Annotated in this window: 17 protein-coding genes; 12 read left to right on the forward strand and 5 right to left on the reverse strand. The window is 63.0% G+C overall.

The features are described 5' to 3' along the window. Positions 1-142 precede the first annotated feature (142 nt). The 4 genes from phnC to phnE (X742_RS163370) all read left to right on the forward strand — a co-directional run bounded on the left by phnC (position 143) and on the right by phnE (X742_RS163370) (position 4,461). Positions 143-1,000 (forward strand): phosphonate ABC transporter ATP-binding protein, encoded by an 858-nt coding sequence (gene phnC / locus X742_RS163385; RefSeq protein ID WP_023770683.1) that lies wholly within the window; start codon positions 143-145, stop codon positions 998-1,000. Between the two features lie 112 nt (positions 1,001-1,112). Then, complete coding sequence (phnD, locus tag X742_RS163380) at positions 1,113-2,021, forward strand: phosphonate ABC transporter substrate-binding protein (protein WP_023770684.1); 909 nt, start codon at positions 1,113-1,115, stop codon at positions 2,019-2,021. Positions 2,022-2,077: 56 nt separating this feature from the next. Next, positions 2,078-3,034 (forward strand): phosphonate ABC transporter, permease protein PhnE, encoded by a 957-nt coding sequence (gene phnE, locus X742_RS163375; RefSeq protein ID WP_023770685.1) that lies wholly within the window; start codon positions 2,078-2,080, stop codon positions 3,032-3,034. Between the two features lie 68 nt (positions 3,035-3,102). Further along, positions 3,103-4,461 (forward strand): phosphonate ABC transporter, permease protein PhnE, encoded by a 1,359-nt coding sequence (gene phnE, locus X742_RS163370; RefSeq protein WP_245273795.1) that lies wholly within the window; start codon positions 3,103-3,105, stop codon positions 4,459-4,461. 77 nt (positions 4,462-4,538) lie between these two features. Here the strand turns inward: phnE (X742_RS163370) and X742_RS163365 are convergent, their stop codons facing one another. The 3 genes from X742_RS163365 to X742_RS163355 form a co-directional block, all read right to left on the reverse strand. Then, positions 4,539-5,390, reverse strand: coding sequence for a sugar phosphate isomerase/epimerase (locus X742_RS163365; RefSeq protein ID WP_023770687.1), 852 nt, complete (start codon positions 5,388-5,390; stop codon positions 4,539-4,541). A 64-nt stretch (positions 5,391-5,454) separates the two neighbouring features. Further along, positions 5,455-6,642: a Gfo/Idh/MocA family oxidoreductase gene (locus X742_RS163360; RefSeq protein ID WP_023770688.1), complete on the reverse strand. Its 1,188-nt coding sequence runs from the start codon at positions 6,640-6,642 to the stop codon at positions 5,455-5,457. 54 nt (positions 6,643-6,696) lie between these two features. Next, complete coding sequence (locus tag X742_RS163355; RefSeq protein ID WP_023770689.1) at positions 6,697-7,752, reverse strand: sugar phosphate isomerase/epimerase; 1,056 nt, start codon at positions 7,750-7,752, stop codon at positions 6,697-6,699. Between the two features lie 398 nt (positions 7,753-8,150). Between X742_RS163355 and X742_RS163350 the strand changes: the two genes are divergently transcribed. The 5 genes from X742_RS163350 to X742_RS163330 are packed head-to-tail and all read left to right on the forward strand — an operon-like array spanning position 8,151 to position 12,412. After that, positions 8,151-9,038 carry a sugar phosphate isomerase/epimerase gene (locus X742_RS163350; RefSeq protein ID WP_015315643.1) on the forward strand — a complete coding sequence of 296 codons (888 nt, stop codon included), beginning with the start codon at positions 8,151-8,153 and terminating at the stop codon, positions 9,036-9,038. Between the two features lie 60 nt (positions 9,039-9,098). Beyond that, positions 9,099-10,268 carry a mandelate racemase/muconate lactonizing enzyme family protein gene (locus tag X742_RS163345; RefSeq protein WP_023770690.1) on the forward strand — a complete coding sequence of 390 codons (1,170 nt, stop codon included), beginning with the start codon at positions 9,099-9,101 and terminating at the stop codon, positions 10,266-10,268. Positions 10,269-10,270: 2 nt separating this feature from the next. Next, positions 10,271-10,990 carry a FadR/GntR family transcriptional regulator gene (locus tag X742_RS163340; protein WP_023770691.1) on the forward strand — a complete coding sequence of 240 codons (720 nt, stop codon included), beginning with the start codon at positions 10,271-10,273 and terminating at the stop codon, positions 10,988-10,990. Positions 10,991-11,004: 14 nt separating this feature from the next. Further along, a complete protein-coding gene (locus tag X742_RS163335; protein WP_023770692.1) occupies positions 11,005-11,985 on the forward strand; it encodes a hydroxyacid dehydrogenase in 981 nt (326 codons plus the stop codon). 40 nt (positions 11,986-12,025) lie between these two features. Then, complete coding sequence (locus X742_RS163330) at positions 12,026-12,412, forward strand: hypothetical protein (protein ID WP_023770693.1); 387 nt, start codon at positions 12,026-12,028, stop codon at positions 12,410-12,412. Between the two features lie 15 nt (positions 12,413-12,427). Here the strand turns inward: X742_RS163330 and X742_RS163325 are convergent, their stop codons facing one another. Beyond that, positions 12,428-13,732, reverse strand: coding sequence for an amidase (locus X742_RS163325; RefSeq protein WP_023770694.1), 1,305 nt, complete (start codon positions 13,730-13,732; stop codon positions 12,428-12,430). 113 nt (positions 13,733-13,845) lie between these two features. Between X742_RS163325 and X742_RS163320 the strand changes: the two genes are divergently transcribed. Further along, on the forward strand, positions 13,846-14,190 hold the full coding sequence (locus X742_RS163320; protein ID WP_023770695.1) for a GFA family protein: 345 nt from the start codon (positions 13,846-13,848) through the stop codon (positions 14,188-14,190). An 11-nt stretch (positions 14,191-14,201) separates the two neighbouring features. On the opposite strand, the gene X742_RS163315 is transcribed toward X742_RS163320, so the two are convergent. Beyond that, entirely contained in the window at positions 14,202-15,110 is a 909-nt protein-coding gene (locus tag X742_RS163315; RefSeq protein WP_023770696.1) for an SDR family oxidoreductase, read from the reverse strand. A gap of 96 nt (positions 15,111-15,206) precedes the next feature. Here X742_RS163315 and X742_RS163310 point away from each other — a divergent pair, with 96 nt between their 5' ends. Beyond that, the gene (locus X742_RS163310) at positions 15,207-15,785 is read left to right on the forward strand and encodes a TetR/AcrR family transcriptional regulator (RefSeq protein ID WP_023770697.1); all 579 of its coding nucleotides are present in this window, start codon (positions 15,207-15,209) and stop codon (positions 15,783-15,785) included. Between the two features lie 214 nt (positions 15,786-15,999). Then, complete coding sequence (locus X742_RS163305) at positions 16,000-16,971, forward strand: AraC family transcriptional regulator (protein ID WP_023770698.1); 972 nt, start codon at positions 16,000-16,002, stop codon at positions 16,969-16,971. Positions 16,972-17,010: the final 39 nt, after the last annotated feature.

Here is a 17,010-nt window from a genome sequence, read left to right on the forward strand (position 1 = left end):
ACAAAAGACCTGAAGCGCGACGCGCTTCAGCCGTCGCCCCTGTGGAGCGTAACAAAACTGACATCATCGCGACACGGCAGGTTCATGTGGCTGCGTTAGGCGAGTGCCTGACGATCAATATGGACCGGACTGGAACCAGCCCATGTCAGCAAGCTCTGCCACACTCGAAATCCGCGGCGTCAGCCGACGATTTGGCAAGAACACTGCCGTCAGCGACGTCAGCATCTCGATCCCGCAGGGGCAGATGGTCGGCGTCATCGGTCGTTCGGGCGCCGGCAAGTCAACTCTTCTTCGCATGATCAACCGTCTTGTCGACCCCAGCCAGGGGTCGATTTTTTTTGACGGCGCCGAGGTCTCCCAGCTGCGCGGCTCGCCGCTGCGGCGCTGGCAGCGCGACTGCGCCATGATCTTCCAGCAGTTCAACCTGGTGCCGCGCCTCGACGTGCTGACCAACGTGCTGCTCGGCAAACTGAACCACCGTTCGACCCTGTCCAATCTTCTAGGCATGTTTTCGCGCGCCGAGTGCGCCGAGGCGGTCGCCGCGCTCGAGCGGCTCGACATCGCCCGCACCGCACTTCAGCCCGCCGGTACGCTGTCGGGCGGCCAGCAGCAGCGCGTCGCAATCGCCCGCGCCATGATGCAGCAGCCCAGGGTGATCCTCGCCGACGAGCCGATCGCCTCGCTCGACCCGCTCAACGCCAAGGTGGTGATGGATTCGCTGCAGGACATCAACCTGCGCGAAGGCATCACCGTTGTCACCAATCTGCATACGCTCGATACCGCCCGCACCTATTGCAACCGCATCATTGGCATGGCCGCCGGCAAGGTCGTCTTCGACGGCCCGCCCGAAGAGCTCGACCGCCAAGCCGTGCGTCTTGTCTATGGCGCCGACAGCAATGGCGGCGAGATATCGGAGGTCATCACCTCCACCAGTGTTGCCTTCAAGCAGAAGATCGCCGCATCCGCCGGACCGCTCGAACCCGCATTCCCGGGATACTGAGCCCATTACGGGCCAAAAGTGAGCAGCCTGGATCGTCCGCCCGCGTCAAGGGCACTTGTCAAGATCAAGAACGCTGCCGGCGCGGGGCCGGAACCTACAGGAGAGATAACAGATGTTCAGGAAGATGGTTTTCAGCGCCGTTTCGGTGCTCGCCATGGCCACCAGCATGGCCCATGCCGCCGACATGAAAGAATTTCGCGTCGGCATTCTCGGCGGTGAAAACGAAACCGACCGGCTGCGCAACTACCAGTGCCTGGCCGATCACCTGAAGGCAGAGTTTGGCTTCGAGAAGGTCTCGCTGTTCCCCGCCGCCGACTATGACGGCGTCATCCAGGGCCTGCTCGGCGGGACGCTCGACTTCGCCGAACTCGGCGCTTCCGGCTACGCCAGCGTCTATCTCAAGGATCCGAAGGCGGTTACCCCGATCCTCACCACCAAGCAGACCGACGGCTCCACCGGCTACTATTCGATCGGGCTGGCGCTGAAGACGTCGGGGATCACCGACATCAAGTCGGCCAAGGGCAAGAGGCTCGGCTATGCCGATCCGGATTCGACCTCCGGCTATCTGATCCCGCTGACCCAGATTCCGAAGGACACCGGTGCCTCGAATGAAACCTTCTTCGCTTCGACCCAGTTCAATGGCGGCCACGAAAACAACGTCCTGGCCGTGCGTGACGGCAAGGTCGACGTCGCGGTCGACGATTCCTCGGGCATCGGCGACTTCAAGAACGGCTACACCTCCGGCACATTCCACAAGGAAGTCGCCAAGGGCGCCGTCGACCCCAACGACTTCGTCGAAGTCTGGCGCTCGGGCCTGATCCCGAACGGCCCGCTTGTCGTGCGCACCGCGATCGGCGACGACATGACCGCCAAGCTGACCACCTTCTTCACCGATCTGCCCAAGAAGGACAAGGCTTGCTTCGAAGGCGTCGAGGGTGGCGATTTTACCGGCTATGTTCCGGTGAAGCCGGACTTCTACAGCGTCATCGTCGAAGCCCGTAAGGCAGCTATCGGCGGCTAACGGCGAAATTGCAAAAGGGCGGTACCTGAAGTACCGCCCTTTTTGCATCTCCCATCATGACCCTTTCCGTGACAGCCCCCTCCGGCGACACCCACCAGATGGCCGCTGCCTGGCGACGCCAGACGTCGCTGCGCCGGTTCTATACCGTGCTCGGCGTCGGCCTGCTGCTCGCCGCCATGTTCGCCAGCATGTGGTTCGCCGACGAAGCCAACGCCGGGCACTTCTTCGACCGGCTGCCGCATATTCTGGATTTCCTGAGCTGGCTGGTCCCCAAGGACTGGAACGACGTCTGGCGGGCTCTGTTCGATATCGCCTCGCCGCACGACACCGGCACCCAGGAATTCAACTTCCCGCTTGGCCGCGTCCACGTCTGGGGCGATTTCTACATCCCCGAATATTTCGAACTGATGCTGACCACCGTCAACGTCGCGCTGGTCTCGACCTTCATCGGCTTTGTCTTCGCGGTGCCATTTTCCTTCACCGCGGCGCGCAACCTGACACCCCATCCGGCACTGAGGCTGGTGGTCAAGCGCTTCATGGAATTGCTGCGCGCCTTTCCCGAAATCGTCATCGCCGGCCTGTTCGCGGCCATCGTCTCGACCGGTCCGATCGCCGCCGTCATCGCCATCGGCCTGCATTCCATCGGCGCGCTCGGCAAGCTGTTCTACGAGATCAACGAGAACATCGACATGCGAGCCGAGGAAGGCCTGCGCGCGGTCGGCGCCAACTGGTTCGAGCGGGTTCGCTTTGCCGGCCTGCCGCAGGTGTTGCCCAACTTCATGTCGTACACGCTGCTGCGCGTGGAGATCAACGTCCGCGTCTCGACCATCATCGGCGCCGTGGGCGGCGGTGGCATCGGCGAGGAGCTGAAGCTTTCCATCTCACGCGGCTTCGGCGCCAAGACGCTGGCTTTGGTGCTGCTCCTGTTCACCACCATCTTCATCATCGACCAGTTTTCCGCCTGGCTTCGGCGCAAGCTGGTCGGCGAACAAGCCTTTATGATGGGGGCTTAGGCCATGACCCCGAAAAGTGGCATTCGGTCTTCGGAAGAGGTCATGGCCAAATGGAAGGACAAACGACCATGACCGCCGAGGAGATGCTGTCGATCGAGGCCCGACACCCGCAGGTGTTCCGGCGCCCGGCATACAAGCGCTTCGGTCCGCTCCTTCTGTTCGTCGGTACGCTCCTCTATCTGATCTATGCCTTGTGGTTCTTCAGCCTGCCGCAGGTCCTGCGGGAATCGCACTGGGAGCGCCTGCCGCTCTTCCTGACGCAATGGATCAGCTACGATCTGCAGCCGGAATTCCGTCTCGACCAGCCGGAGATCACGCCCAAATACCCGCGCTTTTCCGCGCTGGGCGACAACCCGAATCCCGACTGGGTGGTCAGGAATCCAGACGGCACCTTCACCGTGCTGATCGACGGTCCGGCAAAATCCGTCACCTTCGACAAGACGCAGGCGACAATCGTCGCCAACGGCCAGACCGTGTCTGTTTCGCTGACCAGCGGCAAGCCGGTGGTCACGGACGCGGTACCGGACTGGATCACCGCCCATGACGACGAGGTGGTGGCCAAGATGGGCTTCGTCGGCGAGGTGCGCGTCACTGTCGACCGCGTCAAGGTGCGCAAGCGCTTCCTCGGCTGGGCGAACTTCGTCTTCGACACGCGCTCGCCCTTCTTTGGCAAATCAGCGCGGGAAGTGATCTCGCTGATCATCTCGGGACCGGAGCTGAAACCAGGTACCACCAACCTTGCTCTTGCCGGCGACAACATCTGGAACAACGCCCAGTGGCAGCACGGCGACGTCTGGACGAAGCTCCTGCAGACCATTGTCATGGCCTTCCTCGGCACGCTGCTCGGCGGCATCGTCGCCTTCCCCCTTGCCTTCTTCGCGGCGCGCAACATTACGCCGAGTGGCATGCTCAGCCAGGTGCTCAAGCGCTTCTTCGACTTCATGCGCTCGGTCGACATGCTGATCTGGGCGCTGTTCTTCACCCGCGCCTTTGGCCCCGGCCCCCTGGCGGGAAGTGCAGCGATTTTCTTCACCGAGATCGGCACCCTCGGCAAAGTCTATTCGGAAGGCCTGGAGAACATCGACGACAAGCCGCGCGAAGGCGTGCTCTCGACCGGCGCCAACGGCATCTTGGTGCAGCGCTACGGCGTGATGCCCGAAGTGATCCCGGTCTTCATCAGCCAGACGCTCTACCAGTGGGAATCCAACACCCGCGGCGCCACCATCATCGGCGCCGTCGGCGCCGGCGGCATCGGCCTGAAACTGTGGGAAGCGATGCGTACCAATTCCAACTGGGCCAACGTCTTCTACATGGTGCTGCTGATCCTGCTCGTCGTCTTCATTTTCGACAACATATCCAACTTCCTGCGCCGCCGGCTGAGCCGGACGATCCACGACTACAATAGAATCCAGGCCCAGCAGGGATAGCTTGTGATGTAAAACTTACTAGAGGCCGGCGGGATAGCGGGGGCGCGAAGGATCGCTGACGCAGCGAGATCGGCTTCTTATCCCGCGTTCCTCCAGCCGTTCTTGATATGCCTGTACCCGTCACGATAGACGGCTTCCGGCGTCTCGGAAAAATCCCGCCACACCTTGGTCGCCGCCGCCAGATCCTTCAGCGAGCGGCCGAACGCTTCGATCGTCAGCCAGTTGTCATAACCGCTCTTGCGGATGGCGGAAAAGGTCTCCTTCCACGGAATGTTGCCACGCCCGGGCACGCCGCGATCGTTCTCCGATATGTGGATATGCACGACATTGCCGCGATGCTTCGTATAGGCGCCGATCGGGTCCGCTTCCTCGATATTGGCGTGGAACGTGTCGTACATTGCCTTGATGTGCGGCCGGTCGATGGCATCGATATGCTCCGATAGGTCTGCCATGGTGTTGAGAAGATAGCATTCGAAGCGGTTCAGCGCCTCCAGCCCGATGGTGACGTTGCGCTTGCCGGCATGGTCGCCGATGGCACGCTGCGAGGCGATCGAGCGCTTCTTTTCGGCGGCGGTCGGTCCGGACCCGGAAAAAGCGCCGAGCGTCGAATGCAGCGGTCCGCTCAGCGTGCGGGCGCCAAGCGCATCGGCGCAATCGATGGCCCATTTCATGTAGTCGATACCGGCCTTGCGCGTTGCAGCATCGGCAGAAATCAGGTTCATCCCCGGATCGCCCATGGCTGATACGGCGGTCCGCTCCAGCCCGATACGGTCGAGCAATTCGCCCAGTTTCCTGTAGTCGTCCGACGTGCCGGCGAAGATTGGGATTTCGACACCGTCGAAGCCGGTTGCCTTGATGTCGCGAAGCAGCGGCTCGTGCTTCTTCGATACCGCCGTCGTCCACAAGAACATGCACATGCCGATCTTCATCGACGCCCTCCCCCAATGTTGACAACCGGCTGGTTGTTCCCGCCCCTTCGTTGCTCGGCGCCTCTTACAGCTTGGTCCAGGCCCCATTCTTCTTCGACGACTTCACGCAGGCCTCGATGAAGGCCATGCCCTCGACGCCGTCCTGGATGGTCGGGAAGACGACATCCTTTGCCGGCTTGCCACCCTTCTTGCGTGCCGCGCGGATCGCGCGTGCGGCCTCCTGGTAGATGTTGGCGAAGCCTTCGAGGTAGCCCTCGGGATGGCCTGACGGTACGCGGCTGACGCGGCCCGCCACCGGCAGCGCGCCGGCGCCGTTGCGGGTGATCAACTGCTTCGGCTGGCCGAACGGCGTGTACCAGAGATAGTTGGGATCGGCTTGCACCCATTCCAGCCCGCCCTTCGAACCATAGATGCGCAGCTTCAGGCCGTTCTCATGACCGGGCGCCACCTGGCTCGCCCAGATCATGCCCTTGGCCGGATGCGTTTTTCCCGTCGGTTTGAAACGCAGCATGACGTTGACATTGTCGTCGAGCAGCCTGCCCGGTACGAAGGCGTCGAGATCGGCCGACAGGGAGTCGAGTTCGAGCCCGGAGACGAAGCGGGCGAGATTGTAGGCATGGGTGCCGATATCCCCGAGCGCACCGCCGGCGCCCGCCTGCTTGGGGTCTGAACGCCACGCCGCCTGCTTTTGGCCGGTGGCGGCGAGGTCCTCGGTCAGCCAGTCTTGCGGATATTCCGACTGCACGATGCGGATGTCGCCGAGCACGCCCTTGGCGACCATTTCACGCGCCTGCCGCACCATCGGATAGGCGGTGTAGTTGTGGGTGAGCACGAACACCTTGCCGGTCTTTTCGACGATCGCCGCAAGCTTTTTCGCCTCGGCCAGGGTCGTTGCCAGCGGCTTGTCGCAGATCACGTGGATGCCTGCTTCCAGGAAGGCCTTGGCCGCCGGCACATGCACGTTGTTGGGAGTGACGATGGCCACCGCCTCGATGCCATCCGAGCGCTTCGCCTCGGCCTTGGCCATTTCGGCGTAGGACGCATAGCTGCGTGAGGGATCGAGCCCGAGTTCGGCGGCCGAGGCTTTCGCGCGTGCCGGATCAGCAGACAGGGCGCCGGCGACCAGCACGAAATCATTGTCCATGCGCGCCGCGATCCGGTGCACCGCGCCGATGAATGCGCCCTGCCCGCCGCCGACCATGCCGTAGCGGATCGGGCCGCCTCCCGTTTCCGACTTCGATGCACCAACCATGTTCTTCTCCCTCGTGTGAGATACCCCTCCCCCGAGGGAGGAGGGAAAGCCGTGTCAAATTCCCATCATGGCGCGCAGCAGCTTCTTGTCCGTGGTGCCGGCGGCGAAATCGTCGAATGCCTTCTCCGTCACCCGGATGATGTGGTGCTGGATGAAGGGCGCCCCTTCGGCGGCACCATCCTCCGGATGCTTCAAGCAGCATTCCCACTCCAGCACCGCCCAGGAATCGTAGTTGTACTGGGTAAGCTTGGAGAAGATGCCGCCGAAATCCACTTGCCCATCGCCGAGCGAACGGAACCGGCCGGCGCGGTTCGTCCAGCTCTGGTAACCGGAGTACACGCCCTGCCGTCCAGTCGGATTGAACTCGGCGTCCTTGACGTGGAACGCCTTGATCCGCTCGTGATAGATGTCGATGAATTCGAGATAATCGAGTTGCTGCAGCAGGAAATGCGAAGGGTCGTAATTGATGTTGCAGCGCTTGTGGCCGCCGACCGCGTCGAGGAACATCTCGAAGGTCGCCCCGTCGAACACGTCCTCCGAAGGATGGATTTCGTAGCCGACATCGACACCATTGTCTTCATAGGCGTCGAGGATCGGCTTCCAGCGTTTGCCGAGTTCGCCGAAGGCTTCCTCGATCAGTCCGGCGGGCCGCTGCGGAAAGGGATAGAGGTAGGGGAAAGCCAGCGAGCCGGTGAACGACACCGAGACATTCAGCCCGAGATTGCGCGATGCCTTGGCACCGAACTTCATCTGTTCGACAGCCCATTCCTGTCTCGCCTTCGGGTTGTTGTGCACCGACGGCGGCGCGAACCCATCCATCTGGGCGTCATAGGCCGGATGCACCGCCACCAATTGCCCCTGCAGATGCGTCGACAATTCGGTGATCTCGACCCCGGCGTCAGTGCAGATGCCCTTCACCTCATCGCAATAGCCCTTGGAAGACGCCGCCTTCTTGAGGTCGAACAGGCGCGCGTCCCAGGTCGGGATCTGCACGCCCTTGTAGCCGAGACCGGCGGCCCATTTGGTGATCGACGCCAGCGAATTGAACGGTGCGGCATCGCCCGCGAACTGCGCCAGAAACAGCCCAGGGCCCTTCATTGTCGTCGGCATCGGCATCCTCCTTGTTTGTCATGACCAAGCATAGCGCCTGATAAAAGCCGGGCCAGTCACTTTGGTCTTATCGCGTCGGACGCTCTGCCGACACCGTCATTCTGGTATGACCAAATAAGGCAATCTGGTCAAGCCTTGGAATGCGCCGAAAAGGCACTCCCAAAGCGCGAAATAACGGCACATATCGCAATGTAATCAACAAACTAATTCACCATGAAAGTCGCGCTTCCACAGTTGTTGCCGTCTTGAGGAATTTGCTGTAGACCTCATTTCAGGCCCAATTGGTCTAACCAGTTGCAGGAAAAGGCTGGGGATGCCTTGGGGAGGAACCCTTGCGTCGTCTTGCGGCGATGCATGTCGCAGGCAAACCATACGGACGAATCTGGGAAGGACAGACCATGCATCTTTCGACGCACAACTGGATGCGCGCGGAACCGCTTGAGACGACGCTGAAGCGCATCAAGAAATTCGGCTATGAGTCGATCGAGATTTCCGGCGAGCCAGCGCAGTACAAGACCAAGGAGACGCGGGCGTTGCTGAAGGAGCATGGCATTCGCTGCTGGGGCGCGGTGACCTTGATGCTGGGTGAACGCAACCTCGCCGCCAGGGACCAGGGCCAGCGCGAACGCTCCGTGCAGTACGTCAAGGATGTGCTGACGATGGTCGGCGAGCTCGATGGCGAGATCATCACGCTGGTTCCGGCGACAGTCGGCAAGGTGGTCCCGGACGGCACCGAGGAAGAGGAATGGAAGTGGGTGGTCGACGCGACCCGCGAATGCTTCACTCATGCCAAGAAGGTCGGCGTCAAGATCGCCGTCGAACCGCTCAACCGCTTCGAAACCTATCTGTTCAATCGCGGCGCCCAGGCCCTGGCGCTGGCTGACGCGGTCAGCCCAGAATGCGGCGTCTGCCTCGACGCCTACCACATCCACATGGAGGAATTTAACGTGCATGACGCTATCCGCCAGGTCGGAAAGCGTCTGTTCGACTTCCATGTCGCCGACAACAACCGCTTTGCCGCCGGCCTGGGCCAGATCGACTGGCCAAGGATCGTCGCCACGTTGAAAGAAGTCGGCTACGACGGCGCACTGACCAATGAGTTCGTCGCCCCGGTCGATCGTACGCCGGCAGCACCCTATCCCGACATGGTCGAGCGTCACCCGGTCGATATCTCGCCCGAGCAGCTGAAGTTCATCCAGGACCATGGCTCCAGCGTGCTCACCGAGAAATTCTACACCGACCAGATGCGCATCACCGCCGAAACGCTGCTGCCGCTGATCAAGTAGTCGACCGCCGCTGGGAAATTTGCCCTTCCGCCCCGACCGGCGGCAGGGCTGGGGAAAAACATGCGCATCAAGACAGTCCAGGCCTGGTGGGTCCGCGTGCCGATCGAAGCCGCGAAGCAGCATCGCAGCGACTTCGGCCAGGTGACGACCTTCGACGCCGCCATCCTGCGCGTCGAAACCGATGACGGGCTGGTCGGCTGGGGCGAAGGCAAGAACGCAGCCGGCAGCGCCGGCAGCTACGGCGCACTCGTCCACATGCTGAACCACGAGGTCGGGCCGCAGCTGATCGGCCGCGACCCGGCCGACATCGGCATCATCTGGGAGATGCTCTACAACGGTGTGCGCCACCAAAGTGCCGCCCATGCCGGCCACGCCATGCCGCAACTGGCGCGGCGTGGGATGAGCGTCGCCGCCATAAGCGCGGTCGACATCGCGCTCTGGGACATCCTGGGCAAGTCGCTGGGCCAACCGGTCTGGCGGCTTCTCGGCGGCCGCAAGGTCGATCGCATGCAGGCCTATGCCTCGGGCGGCTGGGCCTCCGCCGATGCCATCGGCGAGCAATTGCAATCCTACATCGCCAAAGGCGGCTTCAAGGCGTTGAAGATGCGGGTGGGCGCCATGGATGGGGCGGCACACGTTTCCGCTGCCCGCGTGCGCGCCGCACGCCAGGCCCTCGGCCCCGACGTCGAGCTGATGGTCGACGCCCATGGCACCTACACGGTAGCGGAAGCCAAACGCTTCATCCATCTCGTCAAAGACCTCGATCTCGCCTGGTTCGAGGAGCCTGTTATCGCCGACGACAAGGCAGGCATGGCCGAAGTGCGCGCCTCCGGCGCCGTTCCGATCGCCACCGGCGAAAGCGAGGCGACACGCTATGCCTTCCGCGATCTCGCCGTGCTCAAGGCCGCCGACATCTTCCAGCCGGACCCGGCCTTCTGCGGCGGCATCAGCGAAGCGATGAAGATCGGCACCATCGCCAGCGCCTTCAATTTGCGCTTTGCACCGCATCTGTGGGCCGGCGCGCCCTGCTTCTTCGCCGGGCTGCATGTCTGCGCCGCGTCGCCTTCGAGTTTCACCGTCGAGTATTCGCTCGGCGCCAACCCGATGATCCACGATCTGGTCGAAGAGACTGTCGAAGCCAAGGACGGTATGATAGCGATCCCGGAAAAGCCCGGATTGGGATTCACCGTTTCGGAGCGATTCCTGGAGGCGCACGCGCAACGCAATTGACGATGAAAGAAAAGAACCTTCTCGCGGAACTCGCCGCCTATCTGTTCTCCCATTCGGACAAGGAGAGCGGCCGCACGCCGTCGGAACGCGAATTGGCCGAGCATTTCGGCGTCAGCCGCGGCCAGATCCGCGAAGCGCTCGCCATTCTCGAGGCAATGCGCATCGTCGAGCGCCGCGCCAAGTCAGGCATCTACATCGACACCAAGCAGGCCAGCGTCGAGGCGCTGGCGCTGTTCGCACGGGCCGGCCTGCCGCTTGATCCCTTGCAGATCTATGAGACGGTCGAGTTGCGCAAGATCCATGAGATCAAGGCCGCCGAGCTTGCCTGCTCGCGCGCCACCGAGGAGAATTTCGAGCGCCTGCGCGAAATCCTCAAAGCGTCGGAAGACCGCATCGCCGCTGGCGAAGGTCTGGCCAAGGAGGACCGCGAGTTTCACCTCGAGATCGTGCGCGCCACCAAGAACAGCGTCTTCCACAATATCTGCAGCGTCTACTATCTGATGGGCGAGCAGCGCCTGCCGATCTACTTCAACGATCCCGAACGCAGCGTGCGCTCGCACGCCGAGCACGTGCAGATCTACGAGGCGCTGCTGCGCCGCGACGGCAATCTCGCCCAGGCGCTGATGAGCGCCCATCTGCAAGGCGCGGAAAGCTATTGGAAGGGATTGATCGAGGGCGGCATGGCGGCTTCGCCCGCGGGCGCGGCACTCGAAAGGGCCTGACCGTGACCCAGACCGTGCCAAAGATCCTGTCAACGCATCCGCTGCACCCGCGCGCCACGGCCAAGCTGGCCGGCGCCGGCCAGTTGATCATCGCTTCGGCGCTTGACCCCGGCACATTGGCGAGGGAAGCCAAGGATGCCGACATCGTCATCGTGCGGGCGCCGCTGCCGCCGGCGCTGTTCGAGGTTGCATGGAAGCTGAGGGCCGCGATCCGCCATGGCGCCGGGCTCGACATGATCCCGATGGAAGCGGCCGCGGCGGCCGGCGTGCTCGTGGCCAACGTGCCGGCGGTCAATGCCCGCTCGGTGGCCGAACATGTCATGTTCACCGCGCTTGCACTGCTGCGGCAGTTCCGCAGGGTCGACCGCGACCTGCGCGCCAAGGGCTGGCTGGCCGGACGCGAGCATGCCAATGCCAACGTCGAACTCGCCGGCAAGACCATCGGCATCGTTGGTCTCGGCGCCGTCGGGCAGGCGGTCGGCCACATCGCCGCACACGGCTTCGACCTCAAAGTGGTGGCAACGACACGCAGCATGCAGCCGGCGCCGGAAAAGGTCGGCTTCCTGTCGATCGACGCGCTGGTCGAGCAGAGCGATATCATCGTGCTCTGCTGTCCGCTGACGCAGGAGACACGCGGCCTGATCAGCCGCGAGCGCATCGCCCGCATGAAACCCAACGCACTGCTGATCAACGTATCGCGCGGACCGGTCGTCGATGACGACGCGCTGGTTGAGGCCTTGCAGGAGCGCCGCGTCGGCGGCGCCGCGCTCGACGTTTTCTCTACGCAGCCGCTGCCGCCAAATCATCCCTATTTCGGCTTCGACAACGTCATCGTCACCCCGCATATGGCAGGCATTACCGAGGAATCGATGATGCGCATGGGCGTCGGCGCGGCCGGCGAAGCCCTTCTGGTGCTGGCCAACAAACTGCCTGTCAATCTGCGCAATCCAGAAGTGGTCGATCACTACCGGCGTCGATTTCCGGCGCGGATATAGCATCGCGGTTTCGCCCCAATTCTCCGCGACGTTGCGGGCCATGTCCGGTCTTCGCGTTGCAGTTCTGATTGTCGCAACTTCGTCCATCTGCACCTCGCCGTCATTCGCAGCGGCCGAGAGCAGCTATGTCTACTGCGACAACGGACTACGCTGCTTCAAGGCGCCCTGCCCGTCGAGCAGCGCACTCGACCTTGGCACCGGCACCATCAAGGGCGTGTCGATCGACACCAGCGGATTGCCGCGGGCCGACAAGGCGATAACGGCTCAGTCCGACGTGCTTTATAGCGGAAAGATCGTCGTCAGAGGCTCGATCGAGCACCGCATCCAGACCTTCGCCGGCAAGGAATACAGCCTGCCCCGGCTGGTCGCGACCCGCATCGTGCGCACCGCCAAGGACAGCGAACGCAAGCACTGTTCATCGCATTGATCCGTCATCTACGAGTCACTGCCGATCAACCCCCAGCAGCCTCTCCACCGACACCGCGATCCGCAGCAGATGCCGGTCATGGCCGTTGCGCGCCACGAGCATCAACCCCATCGGCAGCGATGGTCCCGGCATCGGCAACGAGATTGCGCAAAGGTCGAACTGGTTGGCGATCTGGGTGTTGCGCAGCAGCAGGGCTTCGGTGCGGTCACGCAACTCGGCATCCTCGGCCATGGAAGCGATGGCCGGCGCCGTCACCGGCGTGGCTGGCAACGCCAGCACGTCAACCGATGCCAGCCGCTCATCCATGGCGGCGGCCAGCACGGCACGGCGGCCGAGCGCCCTGATATAGACCGGCGTCGGCAGCAGCGCCGCCCGCGACAATGGCCCGCTGACATGCGGGTCGACCGGCACCGATGCGCCTGTCGCCAGCCAGTCAGCATGCACTTCCGCGCCCTCCATCGCCGCGATCGAACCGCGCTTGGTGGCCGCGCGCAGATCCGCGATCATGTCGTCGATCGACAGATCCGTAATGCGTGCGCCAGCCTGTTCGATCTTGCCGAGACAATACTCGAAGGCGGCGGCAAGCTCGCCTTCCGTCTCGCCGAAAAGAACGCCGCGCGGAATGCCGATGCGAAGCCCGGCAAGTGGAATGGCCACCAACTCCGTCGGCACTTCGCCGGCCATAACCGAGTCGGCGGCGGCGCATTGCGAGACGGTTCGCGCAAGCGGGCCGACCGAGTCCAAAGTGCCCGAAAGCGGGAAGGCGCCGGAGAGCGGCACGCGCCCCGCCGTCGGCTTGAAGCCGACGACGCCATTGAGCGCCGCCGGAATGCGGATCGAGCCGCCGGTGTCGGAGCCGATCGAGATGTCGCTCGTCCCCTCACCGACGGACACACCGGCCCCGGATGACGAACCGCCGGGGATGCGGCTCGCGTCCGTCGCATTGCCAGGCGTGCCGTAATGCATGTTGTCGCCGATCGCGGTGAAGGCGAACTCGGTCATGTTGGTCTTGCCGATGACGACCGCACCGGCTTGCCTAAGCCGGCTGACGATGGCGGCGTCGCGCTGTGCCGGCGCGGCGGTCCTGCGCATCAGCGACCCGGCCGTGGTCGGCTCGCCGGCGACATCGAACAGGTCCTTGATCGAGACAATGGTGCCGTCGAGCGGGCCGAGTGTCACGCCCACTCTCTTGCGGGCATCGCTGGCGTCAGCCGCGACCCGCGCCGCTTCGGCATAGAGCTTCGTGAAGACCTTCTCGTCGGCCACACGATTGGTAAGACGTGACATGATAGTTTCGAGGCGGTCGCGGATTGGTTGCATGTTGGTGTCGGACTCCGCCAGAATGGAACGTCTTTAAGGCAAGCAGCCGTTGGGACTGCCGAAGGGATAACCCGGCCAGCGTGCCTTTGCACCTGCCAGACAGGAAGATACTGATGCTGTACAAAGGCAGCTGCCATTGCGGCAAGGTTGCGTTCGAGGTGGAGGGCGAACTTGAGGGCGTCGTGCGCTGCAATTGCTCGATCTGCGCCCGCAAGGGTGCGCTGCTATGGGCCGTGCCACACGACAAGCTTACGCTCGTCGCCTGGGGCGATGACCTTGGCCGCTACACATTCGGCGAGGCGAGAATAGCACACCGCTTCTGCCGAACCTGCGGCATCCATCCATTTGCCGAGGACACCAGCCAAGGCGAACGCAGCGCTTACGTCAACATCAATTGCGTCACCGGTCTCGACCCGTCCACCTTGTCGATCTTCGACTTCGACGGGCGTTCGGCCTGAGCAATTCTGCTTTATCGGTAGCCTGTCGCGTCAGCCGGTTTGCCGGCATCCTGAACTTCCGGAACATAGCGCCAGGCATCGGGTTGCGAACCGTCCAAATCGGTGAAACCGTAGACTTGCGCCAGCCCGCCACTGGACAGTGACTGCCCGTTCCAGCGCTCGCGATCCGGATCCGCCGCCAAAGCGGCAACGGCGCGGCCAACGAAGCGCGGCGTTTCGGAAATGACGAAATGCGGCACTTTTGCCGTGGCGTCGCGCCAGTTTTCCTCGGCAACGCCGTAAAGCTCCAGCATCATTTCCGAACGCATCCAGCCCGGCGTCAGCGAGACCGATGTGGAGCCGTGTTTCGCAAGATCCTTGGCGTGGGCCCAAGCCATGCGGTTCACCGCTACCTTGGCAAGGTCGTAGAAGGGCGACAGGCGATAATGCCCGGCATTGTATTCGGCGGTACCGTCGGTGATTTCGACAAGCAACCCGCCCGGCCGCTCGATCATCAACGGCAAGGCATGGTGCGCGGTGATCAGATGCGTGTCGATGGCCAGGCGCATCATCCGCAAGCCGTTCTCCAGATTGTGCTCCCAGACCGGCTTGTTCCATTCCAACAGTTGTTCACCGCCCCAGATATCGTTGACCAGTATGTCGAGCCGACCCTGTTCGGCCCGGATGCGCCCGACCAGGCCGCGTACGTCATCGGCGATGAGATGATCGACCCGCACTGCAATGCCCCTGCCGCCATTCGCGGTAACCAATTCCGCCGTCTCCTCGATCGTCTCAGGCCGGGCATACTCCGATGGCTGCCCGCGCGTGCTCCGCCCCGTGACATAGACCGTGGCGCCGGCGGCGCCGAGTTCGATCGCTATGCCACGCCCGGCACCCCGTGTGCCGCCGGCAACCAGGGCAACTTTCCCCTGCAGCGTCATTGAACTCTCCAAAACAGCATCATCGATCAAATCCGAGCTGGCTCACGCCGCCCGCATCATATATAAATGATCATTCGGTTATATCAGGATGTCAAGATGACCCGTCCCAAAACCCGGTCCGACGAGCAGGTGCTGGAAGCCGCATTGCGATTGATCCACGAGCACGGCCCGGAGGCCCTCACCTTCGAGCGTCTGGCAAAAGCCTGCGGCCTTTCAGGCGCAACCCTGGTGCAGCGCTTCAAGAACAAAGCGCGGTTGAAGCAGCGCACCTTGCTGCATGCCTGGGACGGTCTTGACGACAAGACCAGAACGCTGGCCACAGACATTGTAAGAACCCCGGCTGGCGCCATCGAATTGCTGGTTGCGCTATCGCAAGGCTATGGCGGCATCGAAACCTATGCCGAAGGCCTGCTCGTCTTGCGCGAGGATCTGCGCGACCCCGTTCTGAGGGCGCGTGGCGCTGCCTGGAAGGCATTCCTATGCGCCGCTCTTGCGGCCTGCTTCGCCGAAATCGACGACCCGCCGCAAGACGTTGGCCTGCTCATGGCATCGCATTGGCAAGGTTCGTTGCTATGGTGGAGCTTCGATCCGACGATCGAAGTGGCCGTCTATGTCGAGGACAGTCTCAACCGCTTCGTTGCCGCCATCACGACGCAAGCGGCCCGAAAACCGTAAGGGTTCTCGAGCCGTTGCCAGCGGTGGCTGTTGCGAGAGACTATTCGGACTGCTTTGGGCCGCGCAGGAACTACGACGGCAGCAGCGTCGCGGCTCCATGGCCTTGCCGCCGGGGCTGCTATGCGGTCGGTCTTCTGTTTGTCTGCAGCGCAGCATCCGGCCGCACTGCAACATGGGAGTGACGGCTTGGAGTTCCCATGCTAGAAACACCGCAATGAACTACAATTCGTCCAAAGTGGCACTGTCGACTTCTGGCGATCCTCTGACCGACATGCTGCGCGGATTGCGGCTCGACGGCGTCGACTATGGCCGCTGCGTGTTGGGCGAGCCCTGGGCCGTTTCCTTCCCCGCACAGAGGGCGGCGCGGTTTCATTTCATCGGCCAGCAGGGCTGCTGGTTGTTCTCACCCGCCAGGGAGTGGATCGAACTCTCGGTGGGTGACGCGCTTCTGATCCCGCGCGGCGACGAGCATGTCCTGGCCAGCGCGCCCGGCGTGCCTCCGGTGCCGATCGGCAGCTATACGATCGAACCGGTGTGCGAGAACATCTACGACGTCTCCAACGAGTGCAGTGGGCCCAAGACCTTGCTGTTTTGCGGCAGCATGCATTTCAATCTCGACGGCTCGCATCCGCTGCTCGACATGATGCCCACCCTCATGCAGGCACATAAGTTGATGGCGAACGCCCCGGGTATTCAGCATCTGCTCGACGCGATGGCCTCCGAGGTGACGATGGATCGGGTCGGCTCCGGGGGGATTCTGGCCCGCCTTGCCGATGTGCTCGCCGCCACGATCATCCGCTCCTGGGTCGAGAACGGCTGTGGCGATGCCACCGGCTGGATCGCCGCCGTCCGCAATCCCGACGTCGGCAAGGTGCTGGCGACCATCCACCTGCAGCCGGATCGCGATTGGAGCGTCGAGGCGCTGGCGCGGATGATGGGAGCCTCGCGCTCGGCCTTTGCCAAGCGCTTCGCCACAGTGGTCGGAGAGACGCCGGCCAAATATGTGCTGCGCGTGCGCATGCACCAGGCCAGGCAATGGTTGGCTCGCGATGGCATGAGAGTATCGGTGGCGGCGGCGAAGCTAGGCTATGATTCGGAAGCATCCTTCAGCCGCGCCTTCAAGCGGGTGATGGGCATGGCGCCAAGCCATCTGCGCCACGTTGGTGCCGGCGACAAGCCGTCCTGACGTCGGGACGACAAATCGCTGCGATCCTTCCGGCTGGAG

Origin of the sequence: Mesorhizobium sp. LNHC229A00, assembly GCF_000502415.1 — a bacterium.
GTDB lineage: Bacteria > Pseudomonadota > Alphaproteobacteria > Rhizobiales > Rhizobiaceae > Mesorhizobium.

What these genes read in the sequence shown, in the direction of transcription:
- X742_RS163330 (WP_023770693.1), top strand. Translation starts at nt 12,026, where the DNA reads ATGTCCGGTCTTCGCGTTGCAGTTCTGATTGTCGCAACTTCGTCCATC.
- phnE (WP_245273795.1), top strand. Translation starts at nt 3,103, where the DNA reads ATGACCGCCGAGGAGATGCTGTCGATCGAGGCCCGACACCCGCAGGTG.
- X742_RS163355 (WP_023770689.1), bottom strand. Translation starts at nt 7,752, where the DNA reads ATGCCGACGACAATGAAGGGCCCTGGGCTGTTTCTGGCGCAGTTCGCG.
- X742_RS163305 (WP_023770698.1), top strand. Translation starts at nt 16,000, where the DNA reads ATGAACTACAATTCGTCCAAAGTGGCACTGTCGACTTCTGGCGATCCT.
- X742_RS163320 (WP_023770695.1), top strand. Translation starts at nt 13,846, where the DNA reads ATGCTGTACAAAGGCAGCTGCCATTGCGGCAAGGTTGCGTTCGAGGTG.
- phnC (WP_023770683.1), top strand. Translation starts at nt 143, where the DNA reads ATGTCAGCAAGCTCTGCCACACTCGAAATCCGCGGCGTCAGCCGACGA.
- phnE (WP_023770685.1), top strand. Translation starts at nt 2,078, where the DNA reads ATGACCCTTTCCGTGACAGCCCCCTCCGGCGACACCCACCAGATGGCC.
- X742_RS163360 (WP_023770688.1), bottom strand. Translation starts at nt 6,642, where the DNA reads ATGGTTGGTGCATCGAAGTCGGAAACGGGAGGCGGCCCGATCCGCTAC.
- X742_RS163315 (WP_023770696.1), bottom strand. Translation starts at nt 15,110, where the DNA reads ATGACGCTGCAGGGGAAAGTTGCCCTGGTTGCCGGCGGCACACGGGGT.
- X742_RS163345 (WP_023770690.1), top strand. Translation starts at nt 9,099, where the DNA reads ATGCGCATCAAGACAGTCCAGGCCTGGTGGGTCCGCGTGCCGATCGAA.
- phnD (WP_023770684.1), top strand. Translation starts at nt 1,113, where the DNA reads ATGTTCAGGAAGATGGTTTTCAGCGCCGTTTCGGTGCTCGCCATGGCC.
- X742_RS163325 (WP_023770694.1), bottom strand. Translation starts at nt 13,732, where the DNA reads ATGCAACCAATCCGCGACCGCCTCGAAACTATCATGTCACGTCTTACC.
- X742_RS163310 (WP_023770697.1), top strand. Translation starts at nt 15,207, where the DNA reads ATGACCCGTCCCAAAACCCGGTCCGACGAGCAGGTGCTGGAAGCCGCA.
- X742_RS163340 (WP_023770691.1), top strand. Translation starts at nt 10,271, where the DNA reads ATGAAAGAAAAGAACCTTCTCGCGGAACTCGCCGCCTATCTGTTCTCC.
- X742_RS163350 (WP_015315643.1), top strand. Translation starts at nt 8,151, where the DNA reads ATGCATCTTTCGACGCACAACTGGATGCGCGCGGAACCGCTTGAGACG.
- X742_RS163365 (WP_023770687.1), bottom strand. Translation starts at nt 5,390, where the DNA reads ATGAAGATCGGCATGTGCATGTTCTTGTGGACGACGGCGGTATCGAAG.